At 35.3% G+C, this 13,728-nt stretch carries 12 protein-coding genes; all 12 read right to left on the reverse strand.

Annotated elements, in window-relative coordinates:
- Nucleotides 1-486: 486 nt before the first annotated feature.
- Nucleotides 487-1,329 (reverse strand): pentapeptide repeat-containing protein, encoded by an 843-nt coding sequence (locus AC220I_RS10430; RefSeq protein WP_486723767.1) that lies wholly within the window; start codon nt 1,327-1,329, stop codon nt 487-489.
- 102 nt (nt 1,330-1,431) lie between these two features.
- Nucleotides 1,432-3,225, reverse strand: coding sequence for a GAF domain-containing sensor histidine kinase (locus tag AC220I_RS10435; protein ID WP_486723768.1), 1,794 nt, complete (start codon nt 3,223-3,225; stop codon nt 1,432-1,434).
- Nucleotides 3,226-3,329: 104 nt separating this feature from the next.
- A complete protein-coding gene (locus AC220I_RS10440; protein WP_486723769.1) occupies nt 3,330-3,692 on the reverse strand; it encodes a VOC family protein in 363 nt (120 codons plus the stop codon).
- A gap of 15 nt (nt 3,693-3,707) precedes the next feature.
- Complete coding sequence (locus AC220I_RS10445; protein WP_486723770.1) at nt 3,708-5,315, reverse strand: methyl-accepting chemotaxis protein; 1,608 nt, start codon at nt 5,313-5,315, stop codon at nt 3,708-3,710.
- Nucleotides 5,316-5,595: 280 nt separating this feature from the next.
- On the reverse strand, nt 5,596-7,089 hold the full coding sequence (locus AC220I_RS10450; protein ID WP_486723771.1) for an alanine/glycine:cation symporter family protein: 1,494 nt from the start codon (nt 7,087-7,089) through the stop codon (nt 5,596-5,598).
- A 178-nt stretch (nt 7,090-7,267) separates the two neighbouring features.
- On the reverse strand, nt 7,268-8,632 hold the full coding sequence (locus AC220I_RS10455; protein ID WP_486723772.1) for a sigma-54-dependent transcriptional regulator: 1,365 nt from the start codon (nt 8,630-8,632) through the stop codon (nt 7,268-7,270).
- Between the two features lie 2 nt (nt 8,633-8,634).
- Nucleotides 8,635-10,623, reverse strand: a complete 1,989-nt coding sequence (locus AC220I_RS10460; protein ID WP_486723773.1) for a transporter substrate-binding domain-containing protein — start codon at nt 10,621-10,623, stop codon at nt 8,635-8,637.
- 15 nt (nt 10,624-10,638) lie between these two features.
- Nucleotides 10,639-11,115: a hypothetical protein gene (locus tag AC220I_RS10465; protein WP_486723774.1), complete on the reverse strand. Its 477-nt coding sequence runs from the start codon at nt 11,113-11,115 to the stop codon at nt 10,639-10,641.
- A gap of 82 nt (nt 11,116-11,197) precedes the next feature.
- The gene (locus AC220I_RS10470) at nt 11,198-11,539 is read right to left on the reverse strand and encodes a diacylglycerol kinase family protein (RefSeq protein ID WP_486723775.1); all 342 of its coding nucleotides are present in this window, start codon (nt 11,537-11,539) and stop codon (nt 11,198-11,200) included.
- A complete protein-coding gene (locus AC220I_RS10475; RefSeq protein WP_486723776.1) occupies nt 11,536-12,321 on the reverse strand; it encodes an MBL fold metallo-hydrolase in 786 nt (261 codons plus the stop codon). Before AC220I_RS10475 ends, AC220I_RS10470 begins: the two co-directional genes overlap by 4 nt.
- 187 nt (nt 12,322-12,508) lie before the next feature.
- A complete protein-coding gene (locus AC220I_RS10480; protein WP_486723777.1) occupies nt 12,509-13,360 on the reverse strand; it encodes a GNAT family N-acetyltransferase in 852 nt (283 codons plus the stop codon).
- A gap of 14 nt (nt 13,361-13,374) precedes the next feature.
- The coding region (locus AC220I_RS10485) for a TetR family transcriptional regulator C-terminal domain-containing protein (RefSeq protein ID WP_486723778.1) at nt 13,375-13,728 on the reverse strand (354 nt) is incomplete at its 5' end.

Here is a 13,728-nt window from a genome sequence, read left to right on the forward strand (position 1 = left end):
AGCTTGCATAAAAAATACTAAACAGGTTGCAATCAATACCCACATCGTGTCAATTGATTTTAATGTATCCATGCGAATTCCCCACTTTCTATTTTTGATTTAAGTTCACATGGACAGCTGTCCTAACTACTCATAAAAGAATTGTAACGGCCTAGAGCTAACACTGTTTGAGGATGAATATGTCTCATCGCAGTATTCGACTCAATTTTCATTCTTGTAATAAAAAAGGCGTCATCAATGAAAGAGAACTTTTTCTCTTTTTTTTGAAGACGCCATTGCCTTAACTTTTTAATTTTTATGAATAATTATACTGTATACAGGTTTAATATTTACTGATTATAATACAGAGATTTTTCTTTTGCAAGTCCTTTTTGAAAAAAAAATCAGTTTTTTTGAGTTTTTTTTAAGAAACATGACTCAAACCGCGATTTTAGCGAACTTTCTGTGAGTTGATTGAAGACATCATTCGTTTAAACATGCTCATCGTCATAATTTTCGAAAAAGGTATTTGGGGATCAATAACCACTTCAAAGCCCAAGGCAGTCCATTGTATTCTTTTGTTTCGCTTATGAGTTTCTGCTGGTTTTTAAGATGTATTGCCACATTATTAGGTTTGCAATTTTGGATAAATGAAGCATCGGTAATTTCTGAATAAGGTTTCCAAACCGCATCAGGATTAAACAGCATATTAAAAATGTACTTTCTTTTAAACTTAGAAAATATCGGATTGATAACATCACATGAAAAATTTGATCCAATCAAAGTACTTGTAAATATCGTTTGTTCTAGCTCACATTTTGCATCAAATCTACAATTTATCAACTTAACATCGGAGAACTGAGTATAAAAAAACTTGCAGTTGATAAAATCAACATTTTCAAAAGTCATACGATCGAAGCAAGCATAACTGAAATCTATTCCTTCAAGCTTGGTATCCTTCACCTCAAGTCGAATGATACTGATCCCCCTTAAATCCAGACCTTGGCATGGTGAATTTGACATGGGATGTCTTTCATAAAGATCATGGAGTCCAAAATATTCTTTACCATATTTGATTTTCAGGTCCAAAAAATCGCTTATTTTCTCTAGTGATAATCGCCGCATGTGGGCTCTAATGGATTCTGCGAGCAAGGTGCCTATTGGGGACCGCCATCTTACCATGGTCTCAAACTCCTCAATAATAAGTCGATTTTCCAGGAGTTCTGGGTCTCTCTTGCTCATGTAAGCTGTAAAAGCATCTTTATTTTCCATCCAGTATTCAAAAATATTTTGTCTTCCTTGATAGCCATATTTGAAAAGCAGAAAATTAATTTTTGTATCCATTAACATATGTATAGCCTCCTAACTTTAAAACCCACTTCATTTTATCAGAATTTTCTCACTAAATTAAGGTTTAAATTCACAAAAAAAAGTGGCTTTAGCCACTTTAATTTATTGATTAATTGGTAAAGTTATATTAAACGTCGTTCCCTTGCCATAATCATTGATTACATCGATTTTGCCCTTATGTTTATTAACGACAATATCATAGGCAATGCTTAGGCCTAATCCTGCGCCTGCACCAACTGGTTTGGTTGTAAAGAAGGGGGTGAAGATTTTTTTTTCAATAGCTTCATTTATACCACCACCGTTATCTGATATTTTACAATAGACATATTCATTGTCTGATTCAGTTTCTATTGATAGGAAGCCCACATCATTATGGTTGTTATGTTTAATTGCATACGTACTGTTTAAAACAATATTTAACAAAACTTGGTTGATTTGATTGCCTACACAAGTTATCAAAGGAATAGCATTGAGTCTTTTGTCCACAACAACCATTTGCTTCACTTCCTTGTTTGCAACAAGCAAAGTGTTCTCGATACCTTCATTAAGATCGTATAAACAATACTCTTCTGTAGGATCTACATGGGAAAAAAATCTTAGTCCATTCACAATTTTTGAAACCCGTTGCAAGCCTTCTTCCATATCCTCAAGAAGCGCTTCAAGATCATCGACAATCTCATCCAAGGCATAATTTTGTTTGAGCATTTCAATCTCATACAATGCATTTTTAAATTGATCAAGATCATCCTTATGTGCATATAATATATCATAGGCTTTATAGAGTTGTGTTATTTCACCAATATTCTGCTTTAACATCCCTATATTACTCAGTATATAACCCAATGGATTATTGATTTCATGAGCAACACCTGCTGCCAACTGGCCAATACCAACCAGTTGTTCCTGCTGTATAATCTGAGATTCTGCAATTTTTAGCTGGTTGAGTGCGGCTTCAAGTTCATTGTTATAATTTATTAAGTCAGTTTCAGCTTTTAGTCTTTCAAATGCATGGCTAATAATCTCACCTGTAACCTTTAAAAGTGTCAAATCATCAGTATCCCAACTTCCCGTGGAAATCACATTGTCAAAACCGACAAAACCCTTTAGCTCTTGATGAAGCATAATCGGTAATACCAATATGGATTTAATGCTCTGCATCTCTAGAATTTCCTTTTCAGCAGCGGCTTCAATCGTTAACTTTGAGACATCATTAATTTCAATAATCTCACCTTTCTTAAGCTTTGAAATCCACCAAGGAAAAGTTTCAATCGGTATGCCTTTAAGATTATCAATTTCAGGTTCAATACCCTTTTGACACCACTCGAAGGTGTTGTCCATCAAAGTATTGTCACTGTTAAATTCAAAAACGTATGCTCTACTAGAATGACTAAAAACGCCTATATCCTTTAAAGATAACCTGATGGCTTCACTCACATCACTTACGGAGATGAACCTAGAAGAAATCAAGGCTATTAATTGTTCAAAGTCTAGCTTTCTAATCATTTTAACTTCCGTTTGCTTTCTTTGCTCAATTGACCACCACATTAGTGTTGCGCCAATTAGCAAGTCCCCTTCATAGATTGGCGAAAAAGACATTTCGTACCACTCTGTTTTGTTTTGACTAGCAAGTGTCATATTTAACTCAAAGGAAACTTGGTTGCCGGCCAAGGCACTTACAATTTTATCCTGAAATAATAACCTATTTTGGCTAGGCAGGAAATCTATTGCTGACATTCCGGCTTGAAGTGATTTTTTTGAAAAGTGATTCATATGCATTCGGGCATTGTCATTAAAGTGCATTACAACACCCTGTTTATTTATGATGACAACAGATTGAGTCAATGCATTTAATACACTTGACAATTTTGATTGACAAGTTGATGCCACATCGTTCATATACCCACCTCTATAAAAAGCGCTTATTCAGGTGGTATATACCCAATTATAAATATGCTAATAGGGTTTAAATCAATATTTTCATTTTAAAGACATAAAAGAGCCTATAAATTTTCAACAAATTGTATTTTTACCCCATCTGGATCTTTAACATAGAAAAATTGAATATGAGGATTTGGTTTTAAAATCTCACTTTCAAGTCTAATATTGTGGTTTTCGAGCAAAATCTTCATTTTTTCAAGTGATTCTACCTCGAATCCCAATGTTACAAATGGTGAATATTCGATATCCTTGAGTTCGCTATTATGGATTAATTCAACCTTTGTTTCGCCATCACCCAAAAAAGCAATTTCCACCTTGGGGCTAGCATTAAACCGTCTATCTATCCTTAATCCGATAATCTCTGTATAAAATTTTAAAGATTCTTCAAGATTACTCACCATTAATGTTGTCCAGCAAAATTTCATCTTTTCCTCCTCAATTTATAATGTAATATCTAAAACAGCAACGCCACAGGTACTTGCACCCTTTTTAATAGGTGTCGCTACTGTAATACAGTATTCATTTGTTATGCTTGATATATAGGGTTCAGAAATATAATCAACACCCTTTATGGTTTCAAAGTAAAAAGGTCTGTAGCTGACATCTATTGAATCCTTACCGACATCTTCACTAAAGTGATGCGCAATTCCTCTTTCATCAAGGAGTGCTGCAAACTCATAAGCATCATTGGTCTTTACAAAAGTCCTAATATCTGAATCTCTGAATTTAAGAACATTGTCGATATTCAACTGTTGAATAAAGGCCTTGTACAATTTTAAGCAGTTCTCAACTTTATCTCTTGTCATATTGTCTATTTTAATGCCGCTTTTGTGCTTAATGCTCATATTAAACAATTCATCCGATACGCTTTTAATAGAATTAATGGATCCTGTCATATCTGAAAGCGCATTCATCTGCTGATCGGATAGGGAAGACACTTCCTGAATATTGGCAGTAATGCTTTGATTTTCATTAAAAATAGCTTCAATCAAATGACTTACTTTTTCTGAACTCTGTTTTTGATCATCAATCTTTTGAAACATAATAGACAGTTGACTCATGCTTGTGTTCATAACTTCATTAAGTTCTTTTATACTTCTACTGCTCTCATCTGCAAATGCAATGTTCATTTGTGCCGTATCTACACTTCTTGCTAAGGAAGTGGCAATTTCTTTTGTTTGATTAACCACTGAACCAATGATACTGGCAATGGAATCTGTGGAAGAATTGGACTCCTCAGCCAGTTTTCTAACTTCTTCTGCAACCACCGCAAAACCTCTACCAGCTTCACCAGCTCTGGCTGCTTCAATAGAAGCATTTAATGCAAGTAAATTGGTTTGTTCTGATATACCCGTAATAATTTGAACTATACCTTCAATCCGTTTCATATTGGCTTCTAGGTTTGCAATTTTTTCTGCCTCTGTCTTAATCATAGCGGCACTAGTCTTTGTTCCCTCAATAATCTGATGGGTTTTAACATTGACATCCTTCACAATTTCAAGCATTTCATTTGTTGATTTCTCTGTGAGCTCACCATTTGACTTCACTTCAAGTAAATTTGCCATCATATTGTCAGACGTTTCCTTAGTCAAAAGAGATTGTTGGGCAGTTGCTTCAATTGCCTTTGCAATCTCAGTAATATTTTCATTTATGCCTGTATAGCTTGTTTCTAATGCCCCATATTGATCACGAGTCGTATTAACTTCCTTATGAAGTTTCTCTGATGTAATGACGACCTGACCTAAATTGATTTTCATATCTTTACTCATCTTGTCAATTGCATCAACAAGTTTGTGCATTTCTGCATATGTCCCCTTATGGAGCTTATAGGAAATATTTCCCTGTTCAATTTCCCTTGTATATGCCGTTAAATAATCAATTTGCTTCCTTATGCGATTGTGAACAATACCAGATAAAAAAATAGCCCCTAAAACCAAAGTCATTGAAATGATTACGATTGAACCCTGAAAGTAATATTGAAATACAGATGCAACGCCCATTACAATCAAGGTGCTAAAAAAAGTCATTCCTAAAAATTTGAACTTCATAAGTCCCCCCTGTTTTGATTGTTTAAATATGTAACTTCCCTCAAATCTAATATGGTACTTTATCATTAATTCGCCACAATTAGTCAAAAGTCCTTTGTTCATTTTAATATAATTAACTGCTTTTTTATTTCTGCTATAATTTGCGATTTACACAATACTAATCCTAATACCATCTCCTTGTAACTAATGATATACAATAAAAAAAGCACTCGACTATGATGCTGAATATCATAGTCAAAGTGCTTTCTATAGAGGAGATTACTCACTTTTAAGAGTAATGTTAAGCTACTTTATTAGCCTTCTCTAATTGTTTCTTAGCATTTTCTTCATTCTTTTTAAGGTTTTCCATCCATAAATCAGCATTTTTGATGCCTAATTTTTCAGGATTGAAAACTGGGTTTAAGCCTTGCTTTCTTTGTGCTTCGTAATCTTTAAGTGTTGCAACACCAACCTTAGTTAAAAGTAAAATTGCAACGATGTTTAACCAAGCCATTAAACCAACACCAACATCACCAAGCGCCCAAACAGCACCTGCTGAGTTAATAGCACCAACGAAAGTCATTAAAAGTAATGCAACTCTAGCTACGTTGAAAACTAACTTATGATTTTTAGAATTTCTAGCAACATATGCAACGTTTGATTCTGCATAGTAGTAGTAAGCCATTAAAGTTGTAAAAGCAAAGAAGAATAATGCGATTGCAACGAAACCTTTACCAAAGCCAGGAACAAATGAGTCAAGCGCCATTTGTGTAAATGCAGGACCCGGAGATACGCCTGGAACGTTCTCAACAAGTACGTTACCAGCAGTATCATAGATATTGTACATACCAGTGATTAAGATCATGAATGCAGTTGCAGAACATACGAATAATGTATCTACGTAAACTGAAAATGCTTGAACTAAACCTTGTTTAGCTGGATGTGTTACTTCAGCTGCAGCTGCTGCCATAGGACCAGTACCTTGACCAGCTTCATTTGAGTAAATACCACGCTTAACGCCCCACATAATCGCTTGTCCAATAACAGCACCTGTAGCTGCTTTTGCACTGAATGCGTGTGAGAAGATTAAAGCGAAGATTGCAGGAACTTGAGAGATATTTAATACGATGATGATCACAGCAACGATAATGTAAGCAATCGCCATGAAAGGAACGATAATTTCTGCTGCTTTACCAATTCTCTTAACACCACCAAAGATGATTAAGCCAAGTAATGCTGCAACAATTGCACCTGTAACAGGTGTAGGAATATTAAATGCAGTGTTCATTGCAGTTGCAATACTGTTTGCTTGTACCCCTGGTAAGAAGAAACCACATGAGATAATAGCAGAGATTGCAAATAAAACTGCATACCATTTTTGACCAAGACCTTTTTCGATGTAGAATGATGGACCCCCACGGAACTCACCATCCATTTTAACTTTGTAAACTTGTGCAAGTGCTGCTTCAATGTATGCTGATCCAGCACCAAGGAATGCAATAGCCCACATCCAGAATACAGCACCCGGACCACCAAATCCGATTGCAGTTGCAACACCAGCGATGTTACCTGTACCAACACGGCCACCAAGAGCCATTGCAAAACTTTGGAAAGAAGAAACACCTGATTCAGAGCTGTTGTCTGTAAAAAGTTGTTTTACCATGTCCTTGATAAGTCTTACTTGTGGAAACATCATGATGAATGAGAAGAAAACCCCTGTACCTAAACAAAGATACACTAAATAATTAGACCAAATTAAATTGTTCAACACGTTAACGATATCGTTGAATGACATTTTGTTACCCCCTATAAAGTTTTTATTTCATATCTGCAGTAAATTATAAATATATTTCATAATTATCTGCACCCTATATAAGAGCAAATGTCATGCCAAGTTTAAATATTACGGTTTTTCAACATTTCTGTAATATGTTTGTTACAAAAAACGAGAAATAAATTTCTCGTCGGGAAATTTATTTCTCGTTTTTGCCCTTGTAACGCTCAATATCTATTTCTAATTCTTGAATTTTATTAAACAATTGTCGCCTTGTAATATCTAAGAGTTCAGCGGCTTGGGTCAGATGACCTTCCGTGTGCTTTAATATGCGTTCAATATATTGTTTTTCTGACTGACTTCTAAAAGCCTTTAACGTTTGAATTTGAAATTGTGTCTTATTTTTTTGCTCCAGGTATAAATCTGATTTTTTTAAGATCCCATCTGTTGAAAGCACGATTAAACGCTCGATCATATTTTTAAGCTCTCTTATATTTCCTGGGTAATCATACTGAAGGAGATAATCCATCAAATCGTCTTCCACTGAACGAATGGTTTTTTTCATATCATTTGCAAGTCTAGACATAAAGAAATGAACCATTTGAGGTATATCTTCACGCCTTTCTCTAAGGGGTGGTATTTCAAGTGCAAAAGTACTGATTCTATAGTAGAAATCCTCTCTAAAGAGGCCGTTTTGTATCATATCAGTAATGTTTCTATTCGTCGCACAAACTAGACGAAAATCAACATCAATTAGTCGATTGGAACCGATGCGTTCAATATGCTTATTATCAAGCACCCTCAGCATCTTAACCTGCATATCTGGTGTGGCATCACCAATCTCATCTAAGAACAGCGTGCCGCCTTCTGCAGATTCGAACTTTCCAATTCTCGTCTCTGTTGCACCTGTATAGGCACCTTTTTCATGACCAAATAGCTCCGATTCCAAAAGTGTTTTAGAATATGCATGGCAATTGACAGGGACAAAGTTTTTATCTTTACGTGATGATTTTTCATGAATATAGGCTGCAAAGGCTTCCTTCCCCACACCCGATTCTCCGAGTAACAGGATATTGGCATTACTATCTGCAACCTTATCAATCATATCGATTATTTTTTTCATCTTGGGATTTTTAGACATCATTAAATACTGTCCTTTAACCGCTGGCTGATTCATCTTTAAAGATAATTCCGCAATTTTCTTCACTTTCTTAACTTCAAACAATAGTTCTTCTGGGTCATGAGATTTAATATAATAGGAAAAAGCACCCTTTTTTATAGCATCAATTGCATTTTTAATACTACCATAACCTGTGATTATGATAACTTCCGTATCCACATGATCCATTTTGATTTTTTTTAGCAATTCAAAGCCATCGAGATCCTGCATAAAAAAGTCGCTGATTACTAGGTCATAACTTTCTTGTTCAAGCATCTCAAGGGCAATCATGGAGCTGGTTGTCGTCTTAACCTGATAATGCTCCCCTTCTAAAATCAACTTCAAAACATCACAATAATGTTGTTCGTCATCCACGATTAGTATTCTGAATCTGCTATTCTGCATTTTTAAGCCTCATTGTCTTTCTTTAACTGAATTTTGAAAATGGTTCCCTTACCAACTTTAGATTTAACCTCAATCTTACCACCGATCTTATTTAACTCATTATACACGATATAGAGACCAAGACCAGTGCCTTCACCAACTTCTTTTGTGGTGAAAAACGGATCAAAGAGTTTTTCTTTAGTCTTTTCAGATATACCCATTCCATTGTCAATTATACTGATAGATGGTCCATTGGGATTGTTTTTCAACCAAATGGTTAACTGACCACCTTTTGGCATGGCATCTATCGCATTATTTATCAGGTTAATCAAGATATGCTTAAGAGATTCCTCCTGTATGTTCACTTCGACATCCTCAAGGATAAGATGACATCTCATATGACTTTTATTCATGAGTTTTTCATTAAGCTGAATTACATTTTCAATTACCGGTTTTAAATGCGTCCTCTTGGTTGAATCATCTGACAGCCTAGAGAAATTTAAAAGATTATCAATAATCGACGATGCTTTGTCTACTGATTCTTCAATGACAGATAGGGATTGATTCAATATTTTTTCGTCATTGTGATTTCTTTTTAAGAGAAAGGCATAGTTTCGAATAAGTCCAAGTGGATTTCGAATTTCATGGGCAACGCCAGTTGCTAACTGTCCGATGGCTGACATTTTATTGTCATGAAGAAGTCTTGCCTCATTGACCTTTTTATCCGTGACATCCTCAAACATGAGAAGAGTTGTTTCCTCAGCTTGATCTTCGTACTGTATATGATATGGCATAACCCAGTAGGTTCTGCCCTTTATAATTTGTTCACTACCCTCATGACGAACAATCCACTTTTCTTTTGTCTCAGTAGATATACCAGGGATTACTGTTTTTAGTTCAATCCCCTCACTGCTTTCTTTTAAATTGAACAAGTCATAAAACAGGGCATTTGCAGAAATTACTTTTAAATCATTTGATACCACCACGATGAGATAACTCAATCCATCCAAAATCGTTTGTAAGTTATTTTTGCTTATTTTCAATGCGTTGGTATGCTCATCCACTGCCTTTTTTAGCTCAAGGTTCCAAATTAAAATCAGAACGACAATCATTGAAGCAATGGTGGAAACTGCAATGACGACTATTGTAAACTGTCTAACACTATTATCATTATCAATAGGTGTTGAAATGCCAAACCATTTCTGTTGGATCTTGTTGATAATCTTTTTTTGATTTAATGCATAAATCCCTTTATTGATAATAGTCTGTAATCTCTTCTCATCCATTGGCAAACTCAAGACTGAAGGGAGTTCATAGATTGGTTCATCAACAATCCTGTAATCATCTGACAAACCGTATAACCCCATGAAGTAACTAATAACAGGTTCATCTCCCACGGTTGCATCAACTTCGCCATTGATCATTCTTTTGATATTTTCCTCATAGTCCACACCAAAGACATATTGAACACCCTTAACATTATTTTTTAGGTATTCATGCATGTAATCACCATTTTGAATGCCCACGCGCTTGTCTTTTAAGTCAGCAGCATTGTGGATTGATGTATTGCTCTTTGGAACAAGTATAACCCCACGCTGATAATAGACCGGATCAGAGAACAGATAAACTTCAGACCGCTCTTTTGAAGGATACATGTCACATATATCTGTCTTACCCTCCTTTAAGGCTTGAAGAGCTTCCTCCCAAACCATAGGATGGAACTGAATCTCTGTTTCAAGTTCAATGGAAAGGGCTCTTAAATAATCGATAACGATCCCTTTATATTGCCCTGTTTCTTTATCAAAATATCTTAGGGGCGGTGAATTGTTATCTGAAGCATATATAATAGGACCATGCTCTTTTAAATAAACCTTGTCTTCCAATGTAAGCTGATGAACCCCTAAGAAATATTGAAATACATTCATATGATAGGTTGACATGGTAAACTGATCCATCAACACCAAACTCATAATCATTAAGATTGTCCCCATTAAGATTAACTTACGCCTCATGCTGCCCCCAACTCATTACAATACCAATTCAACCTTATCAATTTCTTTTTTAATAGCTTCATCGCCTGCAAATGTATTCATCTTACCACCTATCAGTGCGTATTTTGAACTGATATGGCCACCTTTATCTTCAATACATTTTGAAATATGTCCATGTACTTGACTGCTGTTCTTAAGATCTTCAAACATTTGGAAGGTGATGATTGTAACAGATTTATGATGCCAATCCATATTTTCGACAAATGCGTTAATTGCCGGGACACCGTTACTTGCCCATATTGGCCCCATCAAAACAATGTGATCATATGCTTCAGCAATCTTCCAGGGTTGACCCACAAGCTTTGACTTGCCTTTTAAAATTGCCTGAACAAAATTGCCTTTATGGATCTCTTTCAGTTCAATGATATCCAAATGCCATTTCTCACTTAACTTGAGCGCCCCTGATTTTGTATTACCATGTTTTGAAAAAAATACGATTAGACCTGATGACATCATGTCCTCCCCGAGTCGCAAGGACTCTCTTAGAATAAGCTTTACCGTTAGTATAATGCGAATTAAATGGCGATACAACCATTTAAATGAGATATGGCATGAAAATAATAAGACCAATTACAAGTGCAATTAATGAAATGATCAAAACGGCTCCTGCCGCCATGTCTTTTATCAAGCCTGCCTTCAAATTGTAGTCAGGAGAAATAAAGTCCACAATATTCTCCACTACAGTGTTAAAAATCTCTGCTGTCAAAACAGCTCCTGAACATAAGAGCACGAGGATCCAATCTTGTCTTGAAATTTTTAGAATCACAGACATGACAATTGTAACCATAAAGCCCACTGTCATATATTTGAAGTTTCGCTCTGTTTTAAAAACCGCTATCAATCCATTAATTGCACAAATAAAGGCTTTTATTTTCATATATTTCTCCTATTCAGAAATTTAACATTACTCTGATGCCATTCCTCAAAAGCCCAAGACGGCAAATGAATTTCAAAATCCGGATTTGATTTTAGCTCTAGAAGTCCATTAAAATAGCCTATATGGTCTTCTACAACTTTTAATTTTTCATCAAGATCAAGCAATGGCATTCCATGAGAAAGCAATAACAGTTCATCCTTGTTTGCCCTAATAATATCTAGACTCTTAAGGTAACCTTCAATATCACCATCTAATGATATATAGGGACAAGTTGTACGATTATCGACATCCCTCATTATGAGATCGCCCACGTGAATAAAAGCATTGTCTATTTCAATTAAAATACTGTCTTCACTATGAGATTTCGAGTCATGAATTTTTATAACATGTTGTTCAAAATTAAATGAATCGCCTGATTTTAAAAGATGCGTCGGTTTGAAATATTCCGTATCTACATCCCAAACTTCTGAACATCTTTTATAATTACCTATGTAGTGCTCAGAGCAATATACGAACTTAGGTTTAAATGCTGAAATACCTGCTGCATGATCAGGATGATAATGTGACAACAATACTCCTTCCACTGAAATACCATTCTCGCTTAATATTTCTGATATGCCGTTCGCTTGGACAAAATAGCCAGCGTCTATCAGGAGTGCCTTTTCCTTGGAATATAAAACAGTAATGTTTATATCTAAGTTAGGGCTTTCGATATCCTTCATCACGAATATTTCTATGTTATCATTAATTTTCTCTCGTCGTCTTAGTAGATCCTTATTCATAGATTAACAACGGGTTCACTTTAGAACCGCTCTCCTTTAAAATTTTTAATGTATTTCTATCTAATGCTATAAGAATATCATAGCACAGATTTTTAATTTTTTTTTGCTTTCATATTACTAAATCATTACATTTTAAAAACCCTAAGCCATTGGAACTTAGGGTTTTTAAATCTTGCATAATGCACGTTTACTCAGATTCTGGCCATTTGTACATCTCATATTGATAAAAGTCTAGTGGTTTAAAACCAAGCTTGATTACAAACGCCAAGATACTGGCTCTGTTTATAAAACTGATATTCACGACCTCCAAGGAGAGTGTCCTTTTTGCATAAGCCAACAAGGCTGTGGCAATTCCCTTAAACCGATATTCGGGCCTTGTCCATAAATGATATATTTTACCGTTTTCATCAATGGTTATGAATCCAATCAATTGAGTTCCATTATAGACACCAAAGTAATTGATTTTACTGAGCTGGTCCACATAATCAAAAGTATTTTGCCAATTTATTGGTTCAAGCTCAGATATATTGATGTGCTTCATTAAAGTTTCCCTACTTAATAGGTCAATTTGATAGTGGTCTGATGTTACTGGTAAATGACCGTGATGAGAATAATACTGAATTTCATAGACCTTATAATAACCCTTATCCTTATAAAAATTTATGGCCCGATCATTTCCAACAATCACCTCAAGCATCATTTGTTGACAATTCTCAGCAACCGCCATTTCTTGATGTAAACGCATCAATTCATCACTGATGCCTTTCCCCCTGTAATTAGGTGCGATGCAAATCGCCCCACATCTCATGGTTTTTACACCCTTGTATATTTTAATACCACCCATAACAATCCCAATGGGAATTTCATCATCTAAGGCAACTACAGTATATTTTCGCTCATTATCTTCTGGACCAAAAAAACGTGCGATAAAATCCGGTTGTGACATTGTAAACTTCATAATATAGTCAGAAAAACCAATACTGAAAGCTTTAAAAATATTGGCATCAGTGGTCTCTGTTCCCTTTAAATACTGAATCATGTGCTGGTCCTCCTCTAATTCAAAGTCGACAAAATTGTCTTTAGATATAGGGACATCATTTCTTTTGACATTTCAATGCCCATAACTGTATTGGTATAAATCATGCCATCAAGTGTGGCAATCATTACATATAAAGTAGACTCTATGTCAATATCAGGCCTGAGCTCTCCTGACTTAATCCCCCTTATTAGGATGTCCTCTAAAAGTTGGTAAAATCGATCATATCGTTCTTTTGCAAGACTTTTAAGCTTTGGATCTCTTGTTAAAATGGCCCAAAACTCAAATGAAAATCTCGCTGTCATAATACTCTCTTCTTCCTTTAAGCTTTCAAGAATCATCAATATATACTTTTCAAAAAAAAGGCTTAC

This window comes from Fusibacter sp. (genome assembly GCF_057447755.1).

What these genes read in the sequence shown, in the direction of transcription:
- AC220I_RS10480 (WP_486723777.1), bottom strand. Translation starts at nt 13,360, where the DNA reads ATGATTCAGTATTTAAAGGGAACAGAGACCACTGATGCCAATATTTTT.
- AC220I_RS10470 (WP_486723775.1), bottom strand. Translation starts at nt 11,539, where the DNA reads ATGAAAATAAAAGCCTTTATTTGTGCAATTAATGGATTGATAGCGGTT.
- AC220I_RS10460 (WP_486723773.1), bottom strand. Translation starts at nt 10,623, where the DNA reads ATGAGGCGTAAGTTAATCTTAATGGGGACAATCTTAATGATTATGAGT.
- AC220I_RS10445 (WP_486723770.1), bottom strand. Translation starts at nt 5,315, where the DNA reads ATGAAGTTCAAATTTTTAGGAATGACTTTTTTTAGCACCTTGATTGTA.
- AC220I_RS10440 (WP_486723769.1), bottom strand. Translation starts at nt 3,692, where the DNA reads ATGAAATTTTGCTGGACAACATTAATGGTGAGTAATCTTGAAGAATCT.
- AC220I_RS10450 (WP_486723771.1), bottom strand. Translation starts at nt 7,089, where the DNA reads ATGTCATTCAACGATATCGTTAACGTGTTGAACAATTTAATTTGGTCT.
- AC220I_RS10465 (WP_486723774.1), bottom strand. Translation starts at nt 11,115, where the DNA reads ATGTCATCAGGTCTAATCGTATTTTTTTCAAAACATGGTAATACAAAA.
- AC220I_RS10475 (WP_486723776.1), bottom strand. Translation starts at nt 12,321, where the DNA reads ATGAATAAGGATCTACTAAGACGACGAGAGAAAATTAATGATAACATA.
- AC220I_RS10455 (WP_486723772.1), bottom strand. Translation starts at nt 8,632, where the DNA reads ATGCAGAATAGCAGATTCAGAATACTAATCGTGGATGACGAACAACAT.
- AC220I_RS10430 (WP_486723767.1), bottom strand. Translation starts at nt 1,329, where the DNA reads ATGTTAATGGATACAAAAATTAATTTTCTGCTTTTCAAATATGGCTAT.
- AC220I_RS10435 (WP_486723768.1), bottom strand. Translation starts at nt 3,225, where the DNA reads ATGAACGATGTGGCATCAACTTGTCAATCAAAATTGTCAAGTGTATTA.